This is a genomic window from Kineococcus haloalkalitolerans (assembly GCF_050871905.1).
Taxonomy (GTDB): Bacteria; Actinomycetota; Actinomycetes; order Actinomycetales; family Kineococcaceae; genus Kineococcus.
In genome coordinates, this window is the sequence record NZ_JBJLSH010000044.1 from 1 (window position 1) to 23603 (window position 23603).

The window sequence follows — 23603 nt, forward strand, 5'->3', positions numbered from 1 at the left end:
CCCGCCCCCCCCCCCCCCCCCCCCCCACCCCCCCCCGCCCGCCCCCCCCCCGCCCCGCGCCCCCCCCCCCCACACCCCCGCCCCCCCCCCGCCCCCCCCCCCCCCCCCCCCCGAGCTGGTGCCCGGGTGCCGGCGCGTGCCCTGGACCTCGTCGAGGCAGCCCGACCTCAGCGTCTCCCGCGACGTCCGGTTCCTCGGGGGCCTCCTCACGGACCTGGCGCCGGACCTCGTCCACCTGCACAGCGCCAAGGCCGGCCTCGCGGGACGCCTGGCCCTGCGCGGCCGCGTCCCGACGGTCTACCAGCCCCACGCGTGGTCCTTCCACGCCGTCGGTGGTCCGGTGCGCGCGGCGACCGTGGCGTGGGAGCGGTGGGCGGGACGCTGGACGGACGCGGTCCTGTGCGTCAGCGAGGCGGAGCGGTCCGAGGGAGTGGCCGCGGGTGTGCGCAGCAGCAGCGTGGTGGTGCCCAACGGCGTCGACCTGGGCGCGTTCCGCCCGGCCACGGGAGCGGACCGGACCGGGGCCCGGGAGCGCCTGTCGCTGGACGACGCGCCCCTAGTCGTGTGCGTGGGACGCCTGTCGCGGCAGAAGGGCCAAGACGTCCTGCTGCGGGCGTGGCCCCGCGTCCTGTCCGGCCTGCCGGCGGCGCACCTCGCGCTGGTGGGCGAGGGACCGGCGGGGCCGGAGCTGCGGCGCGCGGCCGGGCCGGGTGTGCGCTTCGCCGGGCCGACCGACGACTCCTGGTCCTGGTTCGCGGCCGCGGACGTCGTCGCCGTGCCCTCCCGGTGGGAGGGGATGGCGCTGGTGCCCCTGGAGGCCGGGGCGACCGGCCGCAGCGTCGTGGCCAGCGACGTCGCGGGCGTGCGGGAGTCGGTGGGCCGGGACGCCGGCGCGGTGGTGCCGGCGGGTGACCCGGACCGGCTGGCCGCGGCGCTGCTCGACAGGCTCCTCGACCCGGCGCTCGCCGAGCGGGAGGGGCGCGCCGCCCGTCGGGCGGTGCAGGCGGACCACGACGAGGCGGACGTCGCGCACCGGGTCCTCGCGCTCTACGACGAGGTCCTCGCGCGACGGCGGGGTGGAGCGCCGCTGACGTGAGCGGCGCCGTCCGGGCCGCCGTCAGGCGCGCCCGAGGAAGCCGCCCAGCGCCGCCATGACGGGCTTGGGCGCCAGGTCGAGGTCCAGGAGGCCGAAGCGCCCGCGGTGGGACTCGCGCTCGCCGGAGTCGCGCTCGCGGTACCAGAAGACGGTGGTTACGTAGGGGTAGCTCCCGGCCACCAGGTCCAGCGTCCGCACGAGGTAGTCGGCCTGGGTCTGCCGGGACACCCCGCGCGACCACGGCTGTCCACCGGTGTCGCCGTGGCTGCTCCAGCCGAGCTCGGTGAACCACACCTCCTTGCCGGCGTCCCCGTGGGCCACCATGACCTCGCGGACGGTGCTGATGTGGCGCAGGCGCCAGGGCGTCCCGTCGTCCGGGGCCTCGGGCGGCAGGTCGGAGGGCCGCTGGTAGGGGTGGGTGGCGAGGACGTCGAAGTACGGGCCCGCTCCGGCCTCGTAGCACCGGTGGATCCACTCGGTGTCGTTGTAGGACGTGCCGCCGAGGACCACCAGCGCCCCGGGGGAGGCGTCCTTGACGGCGGGGTACGCGGCGCGCAGCAGGGCGGTGTACCGGGCTGGGTCGGCACCGGTGAAGTAGTCGGGGTCGTTGGGCTCGTTCCACACCTCCCACGCGCTGACGAGGCCGTCGTACCGGGCGGCCACGTGGGCCGCCGCCGCGGCGTAGTCCTCGGGGCGGCGGGGCGCCGACCGCTCGTCGCCGTCGGCGCTGGCCCACTCCGGTGTCGTCCAGAGCATGCCGAGGACCTTCAGGCCGCGCGCGTGCGCCGCCTCGACCACCTCGTCGGCCAGCGAGAGGCCCCAGTCCGAGTAGGAGTCCGGGCCGTCCGGCTGGAGCGTGGCCCACCCCAGGTCGACCCGCACCCACTGCACGCCCGCCTCGACCAGGCGGTCCAGGACGGCGCTGCGTTCGGCCAAGGAGTAGTCCTCCCACACCCCGTGGAACTGCACCCCCACGGACGGGCGGCTGCTCGCCCCGCGGGAGGCGGAGGTTCCTCGCAGGACTCGGGCGACGACCAGGGCCGACGCGGCGACCGCACCGCTGCCGAGAAGGGCGAGCACCGTCCTGCGCGACGTCCAGCGCGTCCGGTGCACGGCGGTCAGGCTACCCGGGGCCGGGGAGGCCGGCCGTGGAGGGGTCTCAGCGCAGCACGAGCGCCCCGGCCACCCACACCAGCGCGGCCAGCAGGGCGGCGGAGCCCTCGATGAGGATGCTGAGCCCGACGTTCTTCAGCGCCACGACGGTCGACGCCACCGCCGGGCGCAGCGGCCCGGTGCCGGACCCGACGGGCGAGCGGGCGGCGCGGGCCAGCTCGGCGAGGAAGACGCCCAGCACGAAGCCGAGCACGAGACCGAGGACCGGGACGACGAAGAAGCCGACGACCCCGAGCAGCCCGCCCAGCAGGAGGCTGCGGGTGCGGATCCCGGCCCGGGTCATGCGGCGGCCGGGCACGAGGTACATGGCGACCTGACCGGCGACCAGGACGGCGACCACGCCGGCCCACCACCACCAGGCCTCGCCGCCGGTGACGAGCGCCCAGACGAGGGTGGCGGCCGCGACGAGGAGGGTGCCGGGCAGGACCGGCAGGACGATGCCGACGATGCCGACGGCGACGGCCACCGCGACGAGGACGAGCCCGGGGTCACCCACGTCGGGGACCCCGGGCTCGTCTCGTCAGGGCTCCCGGGCGGGGAGCGGTGCGCACGTCAGCCGGTCAGCGCTCGTCGGCCGGCGCGGTGGCCGGCGTGGTGGCCAGCTTGCGCGTCTCGTCCTGGATGTCGCGGGCGACACCCTGCAGCGCGTCACGGTGCTCGCGGCCGTGGTGGCCGCAGAACAGCAGCTCGCCGCCGGAGGACAGCAGGACGCGCACGTAGGCCTGGGCGCCGCACCGGTCGCACCGGTCGGCGGCCGTCATGGGGTCGTGGGCAAGGGCGGTGGTGGTCACTCGCGACTCCTTCCGTACAGCGCGTGGCGGGCGGCAGCGACCTGCTCCCGCTCTCACCTTCCCCCAACCCTGCCCCCGGCGCGCGCGTTCCCACACCGGTGGAGCAGCCCGTTCGCTGTCGGCGGAGGTGGTCTCGGTCACACCAGGTCGCGCGAGGTCGCAGGAGGACCCGCGACACGGCTGCGGGGCGCTGTCGGTGCCGGCACGTAACCTCGCGGGCGTGACACCTCCTCCTGCCCGCGCGGGCGCCCGCCGGGGCCCCGACGACTCCGACGGCTACACCGCCGCCCACCTGCTGGTCCTCGAAGGGCTGGAGGCCGTGCGCAAGCGGCCCGGCATGTACATCGGGTCCACGGACTCGCGCGGGCTCATGCACTGCCTGTGGGAGGTCATCGACAACTCGGTCGACGAGGCCCTGGGCGGGCACTGCCACCGCATCGACGTGGTGCTGCACCCGGACGGCTCGGTCGAGGTGCGCGACGACGGCCGCGGCGTCCCCGTCGACGTCGAGCCGCGCACGGGCCTGTCCGGCGTGGAGGTCGTCTTCACCCACCTGCACGCCGGCGGCAAGTTCGGCGGCGGCTCGTACTCCGCCTCCGGCGGCCTGCACGGCGTCGGCGCGAGCGTCGTCAACGCGCTGTCGGCGCGCCTGGACGTCGAGGTGGACCGCGGCGGGAAGACGTACGCGACGAGCTTCCGCCGCGGCGTGCCCGGCCGCTTCGCCGGCGAGGGCCCCGAGGCCCCCTTCACGCCCACCACGGGCCTGGAGGTCGTCGGGCGCGCCAAGCGCGGCGTCACCGGCACCCGGGTGCGGTACTGGGCGGACCCGCAGGTGTTCGTGCGGGAGGCCCGCTTCTCCTACGCCGACCTGGCCGACCGCGCGCGCCAGACGTCCTTCCTCGTGCCGGGCCTGCGCATCGTCGTGCGCGACGAGCGCCGCCTGCCGGGCACGCCGGGCGAGGACGGGCCGGTGGAGGAGGTCTTCCAGCACGACGGCGGCATCAGCGAGTACGCGGAGTACCTCTCGCCCGGGACGCCGCTGACGGCGGTGTGGCGCCTGCAGGGCTCGGACACCTTCCGCGAGACCGTGCCGGTCCTGGACGAGGACGGGCACATGAGCCCGACGGAGGTCGAGCGCGAGTGCGTCGTGGACGTCGCCCTGCGCTGGGGCACCGGCTACGACACGGTCGTGCGCTCCTTCGTCAACATCATCGCCACGCCCAAGGGCGGCACCCACCTGGCCGGGTTCGACGCCGCCGTGCTGCGCGCGGTGAAGAAGCAGGTGGACGCCGCCGCGCGCCGCCTGAAGGTCGGCAAGGACGACAAGCTCGAGCGCGACGACGTGCAGGCCGGCATGACGGCCGTGGTGACGGTGCGCCTGGCCGAGCCGCAGTTCGAGGGGCAGACCAAGGAGGTGCTGGGCACCCCGGCCGTGCGCCAGATCGTCGCGCGCGTGGTCGAGCGCGAACTGGGGGAGGTGTTCTCCTCCCCGCGCCGCGACGACAAGCAGCAGACCGCCCTGCTGCTGGAGAAGGTCGTCTCGGAGATGAAGACCCGCATCTCCGCGCGCCTGCACAAGGAGACCCAGCGCCGCAAGAACGCCCTGGAGTCCTCCTCCCTGCCGGCGAAGCTGAAGGACTGCCGCTCCGACGACGTCGCCCGCTCTGAGCTGTTCCTCGTCGAGGGCGACTCGGCGCTGGGCACGGCCATGCGCGCGCGCGACTCCGAGCACCAGGCGCTGCTGCCGCTGCGCGGGAAGATCCTCAACGTCCAGAAGGCGTCCGTGGCGGACATGCTGAAGAACGCCGAGTGCGCCTCGATCATCCAGGTGGTCGGGGCGGGCTCGGGGCGCAGCTTCGACCTGTCCGCGGCGCGCTACGGCAAGGTCATCCTCATGACGGACGCCGACGTCGACGGCGCCCACATCCGCACGCTGCTGCTGACGCTGTTCTTCCGGTACATGCGCCCGCTGGTGGACGCCGGCCGGGTCTTCGCGGCCGTCCCGCCGCTGCACCGCATCGACGTGGTCGGGGCGGGCCGGGCGAAGAACGAGGTGGTCTACACGTACTCCGACGCCGAGATGCGCCGGGTGACCGCGGACCTGCGCAAGCGCGGCCGGCGCTGGAAGGAGCCCATCCAGCGCTACAAGGGCCTGGGCGAGATGGACGAGGACCAGCTCGCCGAGACGACGATGGACCCCGGCCACCGCACCCTGCGCCGGGTCACGGTGCGCGACGCGGAGGTGGCCGAGCGGGTGTTCGAGCTGCTCATGGGCAACGAGGTCGCCCCCCGCAAGGACTTCATCATCTCCGGCGCCGAGCGGCTGGACCGCGACCGCATCGACGCCTGACGCGCGCCGCTCCGCACCAGCGCGACCGCACGCCCCACGGCGCGTCCCCGGCCCCGGCCGGTGGGCGCGCCGTCGCGCGTCCGGGCCCGGCCGGGCGGCTGACGCACCTCGAACGGTGAACGGACAGAAGCGGACAGTCCGGTTCCGCCCGTTTGCTTGACTTGCTGTCCGAACGGGCCCACACTCGTGCCCACGGACCACAGGTCCGGGCACGGCGAGGACGGACGACGGAGTCTCGATGTACGCGACGGAGCGCCACCAGGCGATCCTCGACCGCGCGCGCGACGCGGGCCGAGTGGAGGTCACCGCGCTGGCCGAGGTCCTCGACGTCACCCCGGAGACCATCCGCCGCGACCTGACCGCCCTGGAGCGGCGCGGTGTGCTGCGCCGCGTCCACGGCGGGGCGATCCCCGTCGAGCGGCTCGGGCACGAGCCGGCCGTGGGGGAGCGGCAGTCCGCGCAGGCCGCCGAGAAGGACCGCATCGCCAAGGCCGCCCTGGCCGAGCTGCCCGACGGCGGCTCGGTGCTCCTGGACGCCGGCACCACCACCGTGCGCCTGGCCGAGCTGCTGCCGCCCGACCGGGACCTCGTCGTGGTCACCCACGGCCTGCAGGTCGCCCAGGCGGTCTCCGCGATCAGCGGCACCACGCTGCACCTGGTGGGCGGTCAGGTGCGCGGGCGCACCCTGGCCGCCGTCGGCGGGTGGGCCGAGCGGGCGCTGGCCGAGGTCTTCGCCGACGTCTGCTTCCTGGGCACCAACGGCCTCACCCCCCAGCGCGGGCTGACCACGCCCGATCTGCACGAGGCCACCGTCAAGCGGGCACTCATCCGCGCGGCCCGCCGCACCGTCGTGCTGGCCGACCACACCAAGCTCGGCCGCGACGACTTCGCGCACGTCGCCGACCTGGAAGGGATCGACACCGTGATCACCGACAGCGGGGCGGACCCGGCGATCGTCGGGGAGCTGGAGTCCGCCGGCGTCCGGGTGGTGCTCGCGTGAGCACCCCGCCCACGGCGCCGCCCAGCGCGCCCACCGGGGACCTCGTCCTCACCGTCACCCCCAACCCCAGCGTCGACCACACGGTCGAGCTGGCCGTCCTGACCCGCGGGGAGGTCCACCGGGCCACCGCCGCGCTCGTCGAGGCCGGCGGCAAGGGCGTCAACGTCGCCCGCGCGCTGGCCCGCCACGGCCACCGCGCCAGCGCCGTCGTGCCCTCCGGCGGGGTCGACGGCGACCGCCTGGTGGGCCTGCTGGCCCCGCAGCGCGTCGACGTCGTGCCCGTCGCCGTGGCCGGCGCCATCCGCACCAACACCACCGTCGTCGAGGCCGACGGCACCACCACCAAGCTCAACGAGCCCGGGCCGGTGCTGTCCGGGCAGGAGGTCGACGCGCTGCTGCGCACCGTGCGCGCGCGCCTGACCGTCGGGCCCCGGTGGCTGGTCTCCTGCGGCAGCCTGCCGCCGGGCGCGCCCGCCGACGTCCACGCCCGCGTCGTCGCCCTGGGCCGCGAGGCCGGGGTCGCCACCGCGGTGGACACCTCCGGGGCGGCGCTCGCCGCCGCGGTGGCCGCCGACCCGGACGTGGTCAAGCCCAACCTGGAGGAGCTGGCCGAGCTGGTGGCCCGCGAGCTGCAGACGGTCGGCGACGTGCTGTCCGCCGTGACCGAGCTGCGCGCGCGCGGCGCCCGGCGCGCCGACGTCCTCGTCTCCCTCGGCGGCGCGGGCGCCCTGCTGGTCACCCCGCGCGAGACCGTGTGGGCCGGCGGCGAGCCGCTCGTCCCCCGCAGCACCGTGGGTGCGGGCGACTGCACCCTGGCCGGCTACCTGCACGCCGGCGGCCCGGCCGCCGAGCGCCTGCGCACCGCCGTCAGCTGGGGCCGCGCCGCGGTCCTGCTGCCCGGCAGTGCCGTCCCCGGACCCGACGAGACGCCCGCCGGCGCCGCCGGCGTCCGCGTCGTGACCGACCCCGACCCCGACACCAGCGTCAAGGAGCTCAAGCAGTGAGCGACACCGCCAGCCAGCAGCCGGGCACGACCCCCGACCTGATCACCGCCGACCTCGTCATCGCCGACCTCGTCGCCGCCGACAAGGGCGACGCCACCCGCCAGCTGGCGGACACCCTCGTCGCGGCCGGGCGCGTCACCGACCGCGAGCGCTTCCTCGCCGACGTCGCCGCCCGCGAGGAGCAGATGGCCACCGGCATCCCCGGCGGCATCGGCCTGCCCCACGCGCGCTCCGAGGCCGTCACCGTCCCCAGCCTCGCCGTGGGCCGCGTCGTCAGCGGCGAGCGCGTCGACTTCGGCGCCCCCGACGGGCCGGCCAACCTCGTCTTCCTCATCGCGGCGCCCACGACGGGGGAGTCGGACCACCTGACGATCCTCGCCGCGCTCGCCCGCAAGCTCGTGCACGCCTCCTTCCGCCAGTCCCTCCTCGAGGCCCCCGACGCCGCGTCGGTCGCCTCGACCGTCCTCCGAGAGGTGTACGGACGATGAAGTTCGTCGCGATCACGTCGTGCCCCACGGGCATCGCCCACACGTACATGGCCGCCGAGGCCCTCGAGCAGGCGGGGAGGGCCGCCGGTCACGAGGTCGTCGTCGAGACGCAGGGGGCCGCCGGCTCGGCGCCCCTGGACCCGGCCGTCATCGCCGCCGCGGACGGCGTCATCTACGCCGCCGACCTCGAGGTGCGCGACAAGGGCCGCTTCGCGGGCCTGCCCAGCGTCGACGTCGGCGTGAAGAAGGCCGTCGCCGACGCCCCCGGGGTCGTCGCCGCCGCGGTCGCCGCCGCCGAGTCCGCCCCCGCCCGCACCGGCGGGCCGGCCGTGCAGCCGGGCGACGACGTGCCCGGCGCGCCCGTGGCCGGCGGCCCGGCGCTGGCCACCAAGGTCACCGCGGGCGCCGGCGTCGGCACCCGCGTGCGGCAGTGGCTCATGACCGGTGTCAGCTACATGATCCCGTTCGTCGCCGCGGGCGGCATCCTCATCGCCCTGTCGTTCATGCTCGGCGGCTACGAGATCGTCAGCGTCACCGCCGACGACCTCATCGCCGGGTTCGACCCGCTCTCGCGCCAGGACTGGGCCGGGCTGATGTTCGTCGTCGGCGGCACGGCGTTCGGGTTCCTGGTGCCCGTGCTGGCCGGTTTCATCGCCTTCGGCATCGCCGACCGCCCCGGCATCGCCCCCGGTTTCGTCGGCGGCTCGGTCGCCGTCGCCGTGGGCGCCGGTTTCCTCGGCGGCCTCGTCGCCGGTTTCCTCGGCGGTTTCGTCGCCCTGTGGCTGGCGCGGCGCAAGGTGCCCAACGCGGTGCGCGGCGTCATGCCCGTCGTCGTCATCCCGCTGGTCGCGACGCTCGTCACCGCCGGGCTCATGCTGGCTGTCCTGGGCCGCCCGCTCGCCTGGCTCATGGACAGCCTCACCAACGGCCTGAACTCCCTGTCCGGCAGCGGGATCGTGCTGCTGGGCGTCATCCTCGGCGTCATGATGGCCGCCGACCTGGGCGGGCCCATCAACAAGGTCGCCTACACGTTCGCCACCACCGGCCTGGCCACCGCGGCCGCCAGCTCCGGCAGCCCCGTGGAGCTGCGCGTCATGGCCGCCGTCATGGCCGCCGGCATGACCCCGCCGCTGGGCATCGCCGTCGCCACGTTCGTGCGCAAGCGCCTGTTCACCGAGGCGGAGCGGCAGAACGGCAAGGCCGCGGTCCTGCTCGGCTCGTTCTTCATCACCGAGGGCGCCATCCCGTTCGCGGCCGCCGCGCCGCTGCGCATCCTGCCCGCCGCGATGATCGGCTCGGGCGTCACCGGCGGCCTGGTGATGGCCTTCGGCAGCACGCTGCGCGCCCCCCACGGCGGCGTGGTCGTCTTCGGCCTCGTCGGTCAGCCGCTGCTGTACCTGCTGGCCATCCTCGTCGGCACCGCCGTCACGGCCGCCGCGGTCATCGCCTTCAAGGGCTTCCACCGCGCCGGTTCCCCCGCGGCCGCCGAGCGCACCGACGCCCAGGCCGTCGCGGCCTGATCCCCGACCCAGAGCACCGGAGGAGAACCCCGTGAGCACCCGCACCGCCGTCGTCGGTTCCCGCGTGGGCCTGCACGCCCGCCCCGCCTCGCTGTTCGTCCAGGCCGCCACCGCCACGGGCCTGCCCGTGACGATCGCCAAGGACGGCGGCGACCCCGTCGACGCCCGCAGCATCCTGATGGTGATGGGGCTGGGCGCCCAGCACGGCGAGCGCGTCGTGCTGACCGCCGAGGGCGAGGGCGCCGACGAGGCGCTGGACCGGCTGGCCGAGCTGGTCGAGACCGACCACGACGCCTGAGCCGTCCGCAGCACCCGCACCCCCCGCGCGAGACGAAGGAGCCCACCGCCGTGACCACCACGCCCACCCCGACCAGCCCTGCCGACGCCGCGGGCGCCGGTGACGTCCTGACCGGGGTGGGCGTGGGCACGTCCGCCGCGGTGGGCTCCGTCGTCCTCGTCGCCCCCGCCGCCCGCCCGCCGGCCGACGAGGCCGCCCCGGCCGACCCGGAGGCCGCGCTGGCGGCCGTGCGGGCCGCCTTCGCGGCCGTCGCCGCGACGCTGCGCGAGCGCGCCGCCTCCGCCGGCGGCACCACCGCCGACGTGCTCGCCGCCACCGCCCTCATGGCCGAGGACCCCGGCCTGCTCGCCGACGTCGAGCGCCGGCTGCGCGCCGGCACCGGCCCGGCCACGGCCGTCGACGAGGCCGTGGAGGGCTTCTGCGCCGTCCTGGCCGCCAGCGGTCCCTACCTGGCCGAGCGCGTCACCGACCTGCGCGACGTGCGCGACCGCGTCGTCGCCCACGTCCTGGGCCTGGCCCAGCCCGGCGTGCCCGAGCTGACCGGCCCCTCGGTCGTCGTGGCCGCCGACCTCGCCCCCGCCGACACCGCCGCCCTGGACCTGGCCAAGGTCGTCGGCATCGTCACCGAGCTGGGCGGCCCCACCAGCCACACCGCGATCATCGCCGCCCAGCTGGACGTCCCCTGCGTCGTGCGGGTGACCGGCGCCCAGCGGCTGCGCCCGGGCGCGCCGGTGGCCGTGGACGCCCGCGCGGGCACCGTCGTCGTCGAGCCCGGCGAGGACGTGCGCGCCGAGGTGGAGCGCCGCCGCGCCGTGCGCGAGGCCCTGGCGAACGCCTCGGGCGGCCCCGGCGCCACCGCCGACGGCACGGCCGTCGCCCTGCTGGCCAACGTCGGCACCGTCGAGGACGCCGAGCGCGCCGCCGCCCACGACGTCGAGGGCGTGGGCCTGTTCCGCACCGAGGTGCTCTTCCTGGAGCGCGCGAGCGCCCCGACCGTCGAGGAGCAGACCGACGCCTACGCGCGGGTGCTGCGCGCCTTCGGCGAGCGCAAGGTCGTCGTGCGCACCCTGGACGCCGGCGCGGACAAGCCGCTGGCCTTCGTCGAGGTGGAGGCCGAGGAGAACCCCGCCCTCGGCGTGCGGGGCCTGCGCACCGCCCGCCGCCACCCGCAGCTGCTCACCGACCAGCTGACCGCGCTGGCCGCGGCCGCCGAGCGCACCGGCACCACGCCGTGGGTCATGGCGCCCATGGTCTCCACGCCCGCGGAGGCGGCCGACTTCGCGGGGCGGGCGCGCGCCGCCGGTCTGGGCGTCGTCGGCGCCATGGTCGAGGTCCCCGCGGCCGCGCTGCGCGCGGACGCGCTGCTGGCCGCCGGGCTGGACTTCGTCAGCGTCGGCACCAACGACCTGACCCAGTACACGATGGCCGCCGACCGCCTCGCCGGTGAGCTGGCCGACCTCCTGGACCCCTGGCAGCCGGCCGTGCTGCAGCTCGTGGGCCTGACGGGCGAGGCCGGGGCGGCGGCCGGGCGCAGCGTCGGCGTGTGCGGCGAGGCGGCCCGCGACCCGCTGCTGGCCCTCGTCCTCGTCGGCCTGGGCGTGCGCAGTCTGTCGATGGCCCCCGCGGCCGTGCCCGCCGTCCGCTTCGCGCTGGCCCGCACGACGCTCGAGGACTGCCGGCGCCTGGCCGCCGCCGCGCTGGCCTCCGACGACGCGGCCGCGGCGCGCGCCGCCGTCGCCGCGCTGGCCGACCCGGAGGTCCTGGCGCTCTGAGGCCCGCCCGGGGGCGCTGCCCGCCACCGGTCCGGGGTCGACGTAGCCTCGCCGCGTCGTCGTGGGTCGTCGCGCAGGAGGTCCGGTGGGCAGGGTCGTCGTCACCACGAGCGGTCGCGTGCGGGGGCTGGACCCCGTCGACGGGGTCGAGGCCTTCCGCGGCCTGCCGTACGCCGCACCGCCCGTGGGCCGGTACCGCTTCCAGGCCCCGCAGCCGGTGCGGGCCTGGCGCGGGGTCCGCGAGGCCCGCACGCCCTCGCCGGTGGCGCCGCAGGACCCGCGCTCCGGGCACGGCTGGACGCCCGCTTCCGGCGGCGACTACCTGACCCTGGACGTCTTCGCGCCCGCCGGCCCGTCCGTGCCCGCCGCCCCGCCGGACGGGCGGCCCGTCCTGGTGTGGGTGCACGGCGGCGCCTACGTCACCGGGGCCGGCTCGTCACCGGCGTACCACCCGCGCGCCCACGTGCGCCGAGGCACGCTCGTGGTGAGCGTGAACTACCGCCTGGGCGCCGAGGGGTTCCTCGCCGTGCCCGGCGCCCCCGACGACCGGGCCCTGCGCGACCAGGTCGCGGCGCTGGAGTGGGTGCGCGACAACGTGTCCGCGTTCGGCGGCGACCCGGCGCGGGTGACGGTGGCGGGGGAGTCCGCGGGCGCCGGGTCGGTCGCCGCGCTGCTGTGCGCGCCGTCGGCGCGCGGGCTGTTCCGGCGCGCCGTCGCGCACAGCGTGTACGGCGACACCGTGACCCCGGCCGTCGCCGACGACGTGGCGCGGCGGGTGGCGCGCGCCGCGCGGGTGCCCACCACGTTCGCCGGGCTCGCGGGGCTGCCCCCGGTGCGGCTGCTGGCCGCCAGCGAGCTCGTGCAGCGCGAGGCCACCAGCGCCGCGCGCCGGGCCCGCCGCGGCACGGCCAGCCTCGTCCACGTGCCCGTCGTCGGCGGGGAGTTCCTGCCCGAGCCGCTGTTCGACGGCCCGGCCGCCGGCGGGGACCCGGACGTGGACCTGCTGGTGTGCCACAACGACGAGGAGTGGCGGCTGTTCTCGCTCACGGGGATGGGGCCGACGGCGCGCACCGAGGACGAGCTGGCGGCCTTCGCGCTCGCCGCGCGCCTGGACGCCGAGCGCTTCGCCCGCTACCGGACCGCGCTGCCCGCGTCCGCCACCCCGCGCGACGTCGCCGACGCGCTGATGACCGACGCGGTGTTCGCCGAGCCGACGACCCGCTTCGCCGCCCGGCACGCCGCGCGCGGGGGGCGCACGTTCTCCTCCCGCTTCGCCTGGCGCAGCCCCGGGCTGGGGTTCCGCCTGGGCGCGGCGCACGCGGTCGACCTGCCGTTCGCGTTCGGCAACCCCGACGGGTGGGACGTGCTGCTGCACGCGGTCCCCGTGCTGGAGCTGGCCCGGCGCCTGCCGCTCGTGGGGCCGCGGGTGCCGGGGGTGTGGCCCACACCGGCGGCGGCGCGCCTGTCGCGGCGGGTGGTCGACGCCTGGACGGGGTTCGTCCACCACGGCGACCCCGGCTGGCCCGCCGCCGACGCCACCGCCACCCCGGTGCACGTGTGGGACTCCACCGACCGGCGCGAGGGCGCGGAGGCGGCTGCCGGTCCCGGTGGCCGCCGCCGGGTCTGGCGGGGCGTCCCGCTGGACCCCTGGGACCTGTGAGCCCCGGCCCGCGCCCTCAGCCCTCCGCCGGCGAGGGCGCGATGACCCGGTGGGTGCCCGCTCCCAGCTCCTCGTCGTCGCGGCCGGGCAGGCGCAGCAGCGCGCTCGTGCCCGGTGGCACCTCCACGTCCACGACCAGCCCCCGCGCCTCGTCCAGCTCCCAGGCGACGGCCAGGCGTCCGTGCGGGGTCTCCAGGGCGCCGCGCGCCCACGTGAGCCCGCCGCCCGGGCGCGGCGCCACCAGGGAGCGCCGGTAGCCCGGTTCCAGCGGCGCCAGGCCGGCGACGGTGCGGTGCACCCAGTCCGCGACCGCGCCGAGGGCGTAGTGGTTGAAGCTCGTCATCTCCCCGGGGTTCACCGTGCCGTCCGGCAGCATCGAGTCCCAGCGCTCCCACACCGTCGTCGCGCCCATCGTCACCGGGTACAGCCACGAGGGGCACTCCGTCTGCAGCAGCAGGCGGTAGGCGTCGTCCAGGTGCCCGGTGAGGGTGAGGGCGTCGGTGACGAACGGGGTGCCGGCGAAACCCGTGGCGATGCGGTGGCCGGCGCCGGCGACCAGTTCCGCCAGCCGGTCCCCGGCGCGCTGGCGCACCCCGCCGTCCAGCAGCCCGAAGACGACCGCCAGCGCGTACACGGTCGGGCAGTCGCTGGTGACGGTGCCGTCCTGCCCCACGTAGTGCTCGCCGAAGGCGGTGCGCAGCCGCTCGGCCAGCGCCCCGTACCGCTGCGCGTCGCCGTCGCGGCCCAGCAGCGCGGCGGCCTGCGCCACCAGGTGCGCGCTGCGGAACGCGCACGCCGTCGCCACCACGCCCGGGTCCGCCCGCGCCCGGAACGGGTCCTCGGGCGGCGCCTGCGGGTCCAGCCAGTCGCCGAACTGGAACCCGGTGTCCCACAACCCCGTCGGCGACAGCAGCGACTCGACGCGGTCGACGTGGGCAGCCATCGAGGTGAACGACTCCGCCAGCACCTCCCGGTCGCCGTACGCCTGCCACAGCGCCCACGGCACCCACACCGCCGCGTCGCTCCACAGGGCGGTCGACTCCTGCGCCGGCAGACCACCGGGCCGGTCCTGGAACTTCAGCACGTCGGGGACGACGAAGGCGACCATCCCGTCGGCGGCGCGCTGCTCCGCGCGCAGGTCGGCCAGCCAGTCCCGCAGGAACCCCGACACGTCGTACAGGTACGCCGCGGTCGGCGCGAACGCCGACAGGTCCCCGGTCCAGCCCAGGCGCTCGTCACGCTGCGGGCAGTCGGTGGGGACGTCGAGGAAGTTCCCGCGGAGCCCCCGGACGACGTTGCGGTGGAACTGCTCCAGCAGCTCGTGCGAGCACGCGAACGTCCCGGTGCGGCGCAGGTCGGAGTGGACGACGACGGCCTCGACGTCACCGGCGTCCACCGCGCGGCGCAGGTCCTCCTCACCGCCGGGCCAGCCGGTCAGCCCGGCGTAGCGGAACCCGTGGAAGGTGAACGTGGGCTCGAACTCGTCGTCGCCGCCCGACAGCACGAACCGGTCGGTGGCGGCCGCCGAGCGCAGCGGCCGGACGCCCAGCTCGTCGCGCTCGAGGACCTCGGCGTGGCGGACGACGACCTCCTGCCCGGCCTCGCCGCGCACGCGCAGGCGCAGCCAGCCGACGAGGTTCTGCCCCACGTCCAGCAGCAGCTCACCGGCCGGGGAGGTCCACACCCGCACCGGGCGCACGACCTCCTGCCGGCGCACGGGCGGGCCGGCGTGGGCGGTCAGCCGCCCGGTGTCGAACGGCACCTCCTCGACGGGCCCCCACCCGTCGGCGGGAGCGCCGGGGACGGCCCAGCCGCCGGGGGAGCGGCGCGCGTCGACGGTCTGCCCGTCGTACAGGTCGTTGGCCAGCACCGCCGAAGGACCCGCCGTCCACGTCGCGTCGGTGGCCACGACCTGGCGGTGGCCGTCGGCGAACTCCACCTCCAGCTGCGCCAGCGCGGCGGGGCGGTCGGCGTAGAAGCCGCTGCGGCCGGTCCAGCCGAGGCGGCCGACGGCCCAGCCGCGGCCCAGCGCCAGGCCCAGCACGTGCTCACCGCCCGCCCCGGCGCCGCCGAGGTGGCTGGTCACGTCGTGGGTGCGGTGGCGCAGCCGCCACTCGTAGCTGGACCAGCCCGGGGTGAGGACCTCGTCGGAGACGGGGACGCCGTCCAGGACGGGTTCCACGACGCCGAGCGCGGTGACGTGCAGCGCGGCGCGGCGCACCGCGCCGTGGCCCTCCTCGAGGCGGAACGCGCCGCGCAGCAGCGGGGCGCCCGCGTGGTCGTCGACGGCGGCGACCATGCGCGCCCGCCAGTCCGTGACCGGCGCGGGTGCGGGGGAGGTGGAGGTGGCGGTGGCGGTCATCGGCGTCGGACCTCGCTGTCCTGGGAGCTGAAACCTTTCAGGGCGACGCTACCCAGCCGTCCGCCCGCCGGTCAACGCCCCGGCTCGCGCACCGCCCGCCCGTGCCCCACCGTGGGGGCACGCCGCCGCCCGGGCGGCGCGGGGACAGGGAGGTCGTCGTGGGGATGCTCAAGGGTCTGCTCAAGGGAGCGGTCGTCGGCAAGGTGCTCCAGCGGCTGCTCGGACGCCGGCAGCCGCCGCGCTGACGGGAGCGGGACGGGGGCCGGCCGCCGGCGCCCGTCCGGCTCCGGGCGGGTGACTGGTCGTCACTGCGCGGGTGCGCTGTTCGGGTGCCGCGCTCGCGCGTTCGGGGGACGCCGTCGACGATCCGTCACGGTGCCGCACCGGCGCGGGTCACCGTCGTGGGGAATCCACCACCGCAGGAGTCCCCATGTCCGTCGAGCAGTACCACGACGCGTCCCGGATCGCCGGGCCGCTGACACCCAGCACCGGGCGCGTGCGCTTCCGCCGCGTCCTGTCCACCCGTGAGCGCGCGACCGTGACCGCGCTCGGCGTCGGTCACGCCGCTCTCGTCCTCGCGTTCTGCACCTACCTCGCCTGGCCGTCGCACCTGCCGGTGCTGTCCGGCCACGCCCTGGCCTACCAGGTCGCCTCCGTCCTCGGCGTCGTCATGATCCTCGGTCTGCAGGTCGTCCAGCTGCTGGGAACCCTGTCGACGGTGAACTTCGCCGTCCGCGCCGTCGACCCCGTCCCGGTGGTGCCCCGCAGCGGTCTGCGCGTCGCCATGCTCACCACCGTCGTGCCCTCCAAGGAACCCTGGGAGGTCGTCGAGCGGACGCTGCTGAAGTTCCTCGACCAGCGCTACGACGGGCACGTCGACGCCTGGGTGCTCGACGAGGGGGACGACCCGGCCGTGCGGGCGCGCTGCGCCGAGCTCGGCATCAAGCACTTCAGCCGTGCCGGTGTGCCGCAGTGGAACACGGAGTCCGGTCCCTTCCGCGCCCGCACCAAGCACGGCAACCACAACGCCTGGCGCGCGGCTCACGAGCACGAGTACGACGTCGTCACGCAGATGGACCCCGACCACACGCCGCTGGACAGCGACGACTTCCTCGAGCGCGTCCTGGGCTACTTCGAGGACCCCGACGTCGCCTTCGTCGTCGCGCCGCAGGTGTACGCCAACGCGGAGCGGGACGGGATCGTCGCCAAGGGCAGCGCGGAGCTGGCGTACTCCTTCCACGGCATCGTCCAGCGCGGCGCCAACGCGCTCGGCGCGGCGGTGCTCATCGGCACCAACCACGCCTACCGGCCGAGCGCCTGGCAGCAGATCGGCGGCTACCAGGACTGCATCATCGAGGACCACCTGACGGCGATGGAGGTCGCCGCGGCGGTCAACCCCGCCACGGGCAACCGCTGGCGCGGCGTCTACACCCCGGACGTCCTCACGGCCGGCGAGGGACCGTCCACCTGGACCGACTTCTTCTCGCAGCAGCGCCGCTGGGCGTACGGCATCTTCGAGATCGCCACCCGCCGCACGCCCCGCGCCCTGCGCACCCTGTCGTGGGGACAGCGCGTCAGCTTCGCCTCCCTGCAGTTCTTCTACCCCTCCGTGGCGCTCACCTGGCTCATGGGCAACGCGCTGAGCGCCCTCTACCTCGTCGGCGGGGTCAGCTCCTCCCGCCTGCAGCTGGCCCCCTGGCTGCTGCTGTTCCTGACGAGCACCGCCGCCAGCCTCGCCGTGGGGTTCTGGCTGCGCCGCTTCAACCTCGTCGAGCACGAGCGCCGCTCGTGGGGCACCGCGGGGCTGTTCCTCAACCTGGTGACCGCGCCCGTCTACCTGGCGGCGGGCTTCGCGCAGCTGACCGGCCGGCCGCTGGCGTACAAGGTGACGGCCAAGGGGCGGCTGTCCTCGGGCGACTCGCTGCGCACGTTCCGGGTGCACCTGCTGTGGGTGGTCTTCGCGCTCGCGTGCGTCGCCGTCGGGCTGCTGCGGGGGAACACGTACCCGACGCTGCACTTCTGGATGCTCGTCACCGCCGCGACCTGCGCCGCCCCCGTGGTGGTGTGGTGGCGGGGCCGTCGCCGCTCCGCGGTCGCCGTCCCCGCGCCGGTGCCCGCGCGGGTCATCGACCTGCGCGACGGTGCGGTTCCCGCGAGCTCCCAGGACGTCACCGTCCCGGCCGGCGCCCTGCCGGCCCCCCGCGGGACGCAGGAGTCGGGCGTCCGCGCCTGAACGGCGTGGGCCGGGGCGCACCGCCCCGGCCCACCCGTCAGGACAGGAAGTCCTCGACGTCCAGCACACCCCCGGCGGCCTCGAACTCCGCGCGCACCGCCTCCAGCAGCGACGGGTCGGCCAGCACGTCGAGCCCCGTGAGCGCCAGCCCGACGGCCCCGTCGAGCACGGCGGCGTCGGCGGCGGGGGAGGCAGCGGCCGCCGCGAAGCCGCTGGTGTGCAGGGACTCCTCGGGCCCGGAGACCGCCAGCATCGGGTGGATCGCCGGCACCCGGACGCTGACGTTGCCGAGGTCGGTGGAACCGGCCAGCGACTCCGGCACCACGCCCGGCGGCAGGGCGGTGCGCCCGCGGCGGCGCTGGTGCTCGCTCCAGCGCGCCGCCAGCTCCAGGTTCGCCCGGATCGGCAGGTACGCCGGCTGGCGGTCCCACTCCAGCTCGTACCCGCACCCCGTCATCGCCGCGGCCGCCACCAGGACCTTCTCCACCCGGTCGCACAGGTCCGCCAGCGTGGCCGGCGCCGCCGAGCGCACGTAGTACTCGGCGACCGCGCGCTCGGGCACGACGTTCGGCCGCTGCCCGCCGTCCAGGACGATCCCGTGCACGCGGTCGCTCGGCGGGACGTGCTGGCGCAGCATCGCGACGCCCTGGTACCCGGCGACCACGGCGTCCAGGGCGTTGCGGCCCATGAACGGCTGCGCCGAGGCGTGCGCGGCGACGCCGCGGTACGTGACGCGCACCTGCCGGCGGCCCAGGAACGGCTGCACGGCCACGTCGTAGCTGAACGGGTGCAGCATCACCGCCACGTCCACCCCGTCCAGGGCGCCGGCGCGGGCCATCAGCTCCTTGCCGCCGCCGCCCTCCTCGGCCGGCGTGCCCAGCAGCAGCGCCGTGCCGGTGACCGACCCCGCCTCCAGCGCGGCGCGCAGCCCGAGGAAGGCGCCCACGGCCGTGGCGGCGATGACGTTGTGCCCGCAGCCGTGCCCCACGCCCGGCAGCGCGTCGTACTCGGCCAGGACGGCGACGACGGGGCCCCCGCCGCGCCCGGCCGAGGCCCGCAGCGCCGTGTCCAGCCCGTGCACGCCCACCTGCGCGTCCACGCCGTGCCGCGCCAGCAGGTCCGCCAGCGCCCGCACCGAGCGGTGCTCGGCGAAACCCTCCTCGGGGTGGGCGTGCAGGTCGTGGCTGAGGGCCACCAGGTCGCCGCCCACGGCCTCCACGGCGGCCTCCACGGCGGCGCGCACGTCCTCCGGCGCGCCGTCGAAGGCGCTGGCGAGCGGTTCCGCGCGCGCCGCGGCCAGTTCGGTCGCGGCGCGCAGGGACGCCAGGTAGGTGCGGTCGGGGGCGCTGGGCCGGTGGCTGTCCACGCCCCACACCTACCCCCGCGGGGCCCGCGCGGACCAGCCCCCGGCGACCGCGCGCGGGTCTCTCAGCCCACCCACTTGCCGTGCGTGAACAGCACGGCGCTGAGCACCACCACCGTCGTCGAGGCGAGCACCGGCACCGCGAACCGGTGCTCGGCGGCCAGCCGTCGCGAGCCGGCCAGCGCGAACGCCACGGGGAACAGCACGAGCACGTAGCGGTTGACCGCCTGCAGGTTGCTGTTGAGCGAGACCAGCAGCAGCGTCGCCAGCGACAGGGCCGTGAAGCTGACCGGCAGCCGCCGCACCGACAGCAGCGTCACCGCCAGGCACACCAGCCACGTCACCGTGCCGACGCCGTAGCGGAACAGCATCGTCCAGTCCACGCCCGCCGGGTCGGTGGCGAAGCCCGCCAGCCGCACCAGCTCGCGCCACACCGTGCCGGCGACGTTCGGGTCGAACACCTGGTACGCCCACCCGTGGTCGTAGGCGTGGAACATCGCCAGCGGGTCGCCCAGCGCCACCGCGCACCAGGCCACCCACGCCGCGAACCCCGCGGGCGCCAGCAGGAACCACCACGTCGAGCGGTCCAGGCCGCGCAGCGAGCGCTCGCGCAGCACCCCCTTGGCGGCCAGGTGCTCCACCGCCACGGCGCCGGCCACGGCCAGCCCCGGCAGGCGGGTGGCCGTCAGCAGCCCCACCAGCAGGCACGCCGCCCACCAGCGGCCCCGGCGGGCGGCCAGGAACGCCCCGAACGCCAGGGCGCAGAACAGCGCCTCGGTGTAGAAGCAGGCCAGGAAGAACGCCCCCGGCGCGACGAGGAGCAGCAGCACGGCCCGCCGCGCGCGCACCTCGCCCGACGGGTCGTCCGCGCGCGGGCGGGTCGCGAAGAAGTCCCCCGCCAGGGCCCGCAGGCACACCAGGGCCGCCAGCGCCGCCGCCCAGCTGACGGCCAGCCCCGCCCAGACGACGTCCACGCCCGCAGCGGCCACGACGTGCACCAGCAGCGGGTACAGCGGGTAGAACGCCGGCTGGATGACCTGGGTGTAGCCGTCCTGCGCGATCGCCAGGTAGTGGTTGGCGTCCCAGCGCACCAGCGCCTGCACCGGCAGCGGGTAGCCGTCCAGGTGGGCGTAGTCGGGGCCCAGGTCCACCGGCAGGGTCGCCAGCGACACCGTCATCGCCCCGACGACCGCGACCAGCCACACCGCCAGCAGCCCGGCCGCGGAGGCCAGCGGGCGCGCGGCCGTCAGGGCCGTCAGGACCCGCGACCGCCCGTCCGCGCGCGCCGCCCGCGCGGGGCGCTCCCCGGTGGCCGTCACGGCACCGGCGGGCCGGCCACCGCGGCGACGGGCTTGTCCAGCGCCGTGCCCGAGCCGTCCCGGCGCCCCGGCACCGTCGGCAGCGCGACGGCCGTGCCCGTGGGGGTGGCGGCCTCCGCGGGCCCGCGCCCGGCCCAGGCCAGCAGCAGGACGTCCTCGCCGCGGGCGAAGCGGTGGCAGCGCACCCCGCCGGTGGCGCGGCCCTTGGGCGGGTACTCCGCCAGCGGCGTCACCTTCGCCGACCCCAGCTGGGTGCCGGGCAGGGCGCCGGAGTCGCCCGCCACCGTCACGACGACGGCGTCCGGGTCGGCGGGGTCCACGGCCGTCATCGAGACCAGCCGGGCGCCCGGCGCCAGCCGCATGCCCGCCACCCCGGCGGCCCCCCGCCCCTGCGGGCGCACCAGCGCGGCCGGGAAGCGCAGCAGCTGCGCGTCGGAGGAGACCAGCACCAGCTCCTCCTCGCCGGTCGTCAGCTGCACGGCCGCCACCACCTCGTCGCTCACCCGCGCCGAGAACTGCTTGAGCGCGATGACGTCGACCTCCTCGCGCGCGCCCAGCGGCTCGAGCACGACGCGCTTGACGACGCCCGCCGCCGTGGCCAGCGCGAACCCCTGGTCGTCGGGGTCCTCCACGCCCGCCACCGGCAGCGGCACCACCGCCAGCACCCGCTCGCCCTTGGACAGCGTCACGAACTCCTTGACCGCCACCCCGCCGGACAGGCCCGGCCGGCCCTCGGTGGGCGGCAGCACCGGCAGGTCCAGCACCGGCACCCGCACCAGCCGGCCGCGGGAGGTCAGCACCCCCACGTGCCCGCGCGCGGTGGCCGGCGCCAGCGAGACCACGAGGTCGTGCTTGGTGCGCCGGCCCTCGGTGCCCAGCGGTTCCACGCCCGCGGTGCGCACCAGCAGCCCCGTGGACGACAGCAGCACCGTGCACGGGTCGTCGGCCACCTCCAGCGCGGTGGCCGAGCCGACCGCCGACGGGCCGGCCGAGGCCAGCAGGACCGTGCGCCGGGGCGTGCCGTGCTTGGCGGCGACCTCGGCCAGCTCGTCGGAGACGATGCGCCGCAGCCGCTGCTCGTCGGCCAGCACCGCGCGCAGCTCGCTGATCGTGGCGTTCAGCTGCGCCTGCTCGCGCTCCAGCTCGATGCGGGAGAACCGCGTCAGCCGCCGCAGCTGCATCTCCAGGATGTAGGAGGCCTGCGTGCTCGACAGGTCGAACACCTGCTCCAGGCGCCCGCGCGCGGTGGCCGCGTCGTCGGAGGTGCGCACGATCTGGATGACCTCGTCGATGTCGACGATCGCCACGAGCAGGCCGTCCACCAGGTGCAGGCGCTCCTCCGCCCGGCCCAGCCGGAACCGCGTGCGCCGCCGCACCACCTCCAGGCGGTGCGCGACGAACACCTCCAGCAGCTCCTTCAGGCCCAGCGTGCGCGGCTGGCCGTCCACCAGCGCGACGTTGTTGATGCCGAAGGACTCCTCCATCGGCGTCAGCCGGTACAGCTGCTCCAGCACCGCCTCCGGCACGAACCCGTTCTTCACCTCCACCACCAGGTGCAGGCCGCGGGTGCGGTCGGACAGGTCGACGACGTCGGCCACGCCCTGCAGGCGCTTGGCCTGCACGTGCTCCTTGATCTTCTCCGTCAGCCGCTCCGGGCCCACCCCGTAGGGCAGCTCCGTCACGACGATGCCCTTGCGCCGCGCCGTGACGTTCTCCACCCGCGTGGTCGCGCGCGTGCGGAACGTGCCGCGGCCGGTGGCGTAGGCGTCGCGGATGCCCTCCAGGCCCACGACCCGCCCGCCCGTGGGCAGGTCCGGGCCCGGCACGAACCGCATGAGCTGCGGCAGGTCCGCGTCCGGGTGCGCGATGAGGTGGCGGGCGGCCGCGACGACCTCGCCGAGGTTGTGCGGCGGCATGTTCGTCGCCATCCCGACCGCGATGCCGCTGGCGCCGTTGACGAGCAGGTTCGGGAACGCCGCCGGCAGCACGCCCGGCTCGGTGAGGCGGTCGTCGTAGTTGGGGACGAAGTCGACGACGTCCTCGTCCAGCCCGCCCGTCATCAGCAGCGCCGCCGGCGTCATCCGCGCCTCGGTGTAGCGCTGCGCCGCCGGGCCGGCGTCCAGGGAGCCGAAGTTGCCGTGCCCGTCGACCAGCGGCACCCGCATCGTGAACGCCTGCGCCTGGCGCACCAGCGCGTCGTAGATGGCGACGTCGCCGTGCGGGTGCAGCTTGCCCATCACCTCGCCGACGACGCGCGCCGACTTCACGTGGCCCCGCTCCGGCAGCAGGCCCATGTCCTGCATCATGAACAGGATCCGCCGCTGCACCGGCTTCAGGCCGTCGCGGGCGTCCGGCAGCGCGCGGGAGTAGATGACCGAGTAGGCGTACTCCAGGAACGCCCCCTGCATCTCCTGCTCGACGTCGATGTCGACGATCCGCTCGGGGGTCGCGGGCGCGGGGGTGCTGCGGGTCCTGCTGCGGGGCATGGCCGCCATCCTGCCGCCTCCGGCGCGCTCAGCCGTCCCAGGGCACGCCGAACCGGCCGTCGTGCGCGGTGTCCGCCAGGGTGCGCCGGGCCCGCGCGGGAGCACCCCCGGACCCGCCCGCGGGGGCGCTGGCGGGGGCGCTCGCGGGAGCGGGGTGCCCGATCGTCAGCGCCGCCACCACCCGCCGGTCCGCGGGCACGCCGAACGACTCGCGCACCGCGTCGTGCGCGTGCGCCGGCACCCCCACCAGGCACGCGCCCAGGCCCTCGTCGACCGCCGCCAGCAGCACCAGCAGCGCCGCCATGCCCGTGTCCACGTCCGGCCAGTCGACCGACCACGACGCGCTGCCGCGCCCGGGCCGGGTGTCGGCCCGCTTGTCCGGACGCGCGTAGCGGGCGGCGTAGGCGCCCGGGTCGGACAGGGCCAGGACCACCACCGGCGCCGTGCGCATCCCGGTCAGCCACGCGTCGGCCGGACCCGGTGGGGCCGTCAGCTCCCAGAACGCGTCGCGCTCGGCCCCGCGCAGCACCAGCAGGTCGCGGCCCTCGCTGCCGCCCGCCGACGGCGCCCGCAGCGCCGCCGCCAGCACCCGGCCCAGCTGCGCCCGCGCCACCGGCTCGCCCGTGTAGCGGCGCACCATCCGCCGCCGGCGCAGCACCTCCGAGAGCTCCACGCGCCCGATCCTGCC

The 23603-nt window shown here is 76.6% G+C and carries 19 protein-coding genes; 11 read left to right on the forward strand and 8 right to left on the reverse strand.

The window, feature by feature from the left end; genetic code table 11:
- Positions 1-1096, forward strand: a 1096-nt coding sequence (locus ACRYMY_RS15865) for a glycosyltransferase (RefSeq protein WP_432548197.1), incomplete at its 5' end; no start/stop codon positions are given.
- A 21-nt stretch (positions 1097-1117) separates the two neighbouring features.
- On the opposite strand, the gene ACRYMY_RS15870 is transcribed toward ACRYMY_RS15865, so the two are convergent.
- The 3 genes from ACRYMY_RS15870 to ACRYMY_RS15880 all read right to left on the reverse strand — a co-directional run bounded on the left by ACRYMY_RS15870 (position 1118) and on the right by ACRYMY_RS15880 (position 3060).
- Positions 1118-2209, reverse strand: a complete 1092-nt coding sequence (locus ACRYMY_RS15870; RefSeq protein ID WP_432548198.1) for a cellulase family glycosylhydrolase — start codon at positions 2207-2209, stop codon at positions 1118-1120.
- Between the two features lie 46 nt (positions 2210-2255).
- Positions 2256-2765: a DUF456 domain-containing protein gene (locus ACRYMY_RS15875; RefSeq protein WP_432548199.1), complete on the reverse strand. Its 510-nt coding sequence runs from the start codon at positions 2763-2765 to the stop codon at positions 2256-2258.
- 64 nt (positions 2766-2829) lie between these two features.
- The gene (locus ACRYMY_RS15880; protein ID WP_432548200.1) at positions 2830-3060 is read right to left on the reverse strand and encodes a DUF7455 domain-containing protein; all 231 of its coding nucleotides are present in this window, start codon (positions 3058-3060) and stop codon (positions 2830-2832) included.
- 220 nt (positions 3061-3280) lie between these two features.
- Between ACRYMY_RS15880 and ACRYMY_RS15885 the strand changes: the two genes are divergently transcribed.
- The 8 genes from ACRYMY_RS15885 (at position 3281) to ACRYMY_RS15920 (ending at position 13152) form a co-directional block, all read left to right on the forward strand.
- A complete protein-coding gene (locus ACRYMY_RS15885) occupies positions 3281-5410 on the forward strand; it encodes a DNA gyrase/topoisomerase IV subunit B (RefSeq protein WP_432548201.1) in 2130 nt (709 codons plus the stop codon).
- A 238-nt stretch (positions 5411-5648) separates the two neighbouring features.
- Entirely contained in the window at positions 5649-6410 is a 762-nt protein-coding gene (locus ACRYMY_RS15890) for a DeoR/GlpR family DNA-binding transcription regulator (protein WP_432548202.1), read from the forward strand.
- A complete protein-coding gene (locus ACRYMY_RS15895; protein WP_432548203.1) occupies positions 6407-7414 on the forward strand; it encodes a 1-phosphofructokinase family hexose kinase in 1008 nt (335 codons plus the stop codon). The genes ACRYMY_RS15890 and ACRYMY_RS15895 overlap by 4 nt, the downstream gene beginning before the upstream one ends.
- A complete protein-coding gene (locus ACRYMY_RS15900) occupies positions 7411-7902 on the forward strand; it encodes a PTS sugar transporter subunit IIA (protein WP_432548204.1) in 492 nt (163 codons plus the stop codon). Before ACRYMY_RS15895 ends, ACRYMY_RS15900 begins: the two co-directional genes overlap by 4 nt.
- Positions 7899-9422, forward strand: coding sequence for a PTS fructose transporter subunit IIC (locus ACRYMY_RS15905; RefSeq protein WP_432548205.1), 1524 nt, complete (start codon positions 7899-7901; stop codon positions 9420-9422). The genes ACRYMY_RS15900 and ACRYMY_RS15905 overlap by 4 nt, the downstream gene beginning before the upstream one ends.
- Before the next feature lie 31 nt (positions 9423-9453).
- Complete coding sequence (locus tag ACRYMY_RS15910; RefSeq protein ID WP_432548206.1) at positions 9454-9720, forward strand: HPr family phosphocarrier protein; 267 nt, start codon at positions 9454-9456, stop codon at positions 9718-9720.
- A gap of 50 nt (positions 9721-9770) precedes the next feature.
- Complete coding sequence (ptsP, locus tag ACRYMY_RS15915; RefSeq protein WP_432548207.1) at positions 9771-11492, forward strand: phosphoenolpyruvate--protein phosphotransferase; 1722 nt, start codon at positions 9771-9773, stop codon at positions 11490-11492.
- 85 nt (positions 11493-11577) lie between these two features.
- A complete protein-coding gene (locus ACRYMY_RS15920; protein ID WP_432548208.1) occupies positions 11578-13152 on the forward strand; it encodes a carboxylesterase/lipase family protein in 1575 nt (524 codons plus the stop codon).
- 16 nt (positions 13153-13168) lie between these two features.
- On the opposite strand, the gene ACRYMY_RS15925 is transcribed toward ACRYMY_RS15920, so the two are convergent.
- Positions 13169-15514 (reverse strand): alpha-L-rhamnosidase, encoded by a 2346-nt coding sequence (locus ACRYMY_RS15925; protein WP_432548209.1) that lies wholly within the window; start codon positions 15512-15514, stop codon positions 13169-13171.
- A 101-nt stretch (positions 15515-15615) separates the two neighbouring features.
- Here ACRYMY_RS15925 and ACRYMY_RS15930 point away from each other — a divergent pair, with 101 nt between their 5' ends.
- Both ACRYMY_RS15930 and ACRYMY_RS15935 read left to right on the forward strand, forming a co-directional pair.
- Positions 15616-15759, forward strand: a complete 144-nt coding sequence (locus tag ACRYMY_RS15930) for a hypothetical protein (protein ID WP_432548210.1) — start codon at positions 15616-15618, stop codon at positions 15757-15759.
- A gap of 185 nt (positions 15760-15944) precedes the next feature.
- Positions 15945-17747, forward strand: a complete 1803-nt coding sequence (locus ACRYMY_RS15935) for a glycosyltransferase (protein ID WP_432548211.1) — start codon at positions 15945-15947, stop codon at positions 17745-17747.
- Between the two features lie 37 nt (positions 17748-17784).
- Here the strand turns inward: ACRYMY_RS15935 and ACRYMY_RS15940 are convergent, their stop codons facing one another.
- The 4 genes from ACRYMY_RS15940 to ACRYMY_RS15955 form a co-directional block, all read right to left on the reverse strand.
- Positions 17785-19113 (reverse strand): M20 family metallopeptidase, encoded by a 1329-nt coding sequence (locus ACRYMY_RS15940; protein WP_432548212.1) that lies wholly within the window; start codon positions 19111-19113, stop codon positions 17785-17787.
- 62 nt (positions 19114-19175) lie between these two features.
- Complete coding sequence (locus tag ACRYMY_RS15945; protein WP_432548213.1) at positions 19176-20429, reverse strand: mannosyltransferase family protein; 1254 nt, start codon at positions 20427-20429, stop codon at positions 19176-19178.
- The gene (locus tag ACRYMY_RS15950; protein WP_432548214.1) at positions 20426-22915 is read right to left on the reverse strand and encodes a DNA gyrase/topoisomerase IV subunit A; all 2490 of its coding nucleotides are present in this window, start codon (positions 22913-22915) and stop codon (positions 20426-20428) included. Before ACRYMY_RS15950 ends, ACRYMY_RS15945 begins: the two co-directional genes overlap by 4 nt.
- Positions 22916-22943: 28 nt before the next feature.
- Positions 22944-23588: a nitroreductase family protein gene (locus ACRYMY_RS15955; RefSeq protein ID WP_432548215.1), complete on the reverse strand. Its 645-nt coding sequence runs from the start codon at positions 23586-23588 to the stop codon at positions 22944-22946.
- Positions 23589-23603 lie beyond the last annotated feature (15 nt).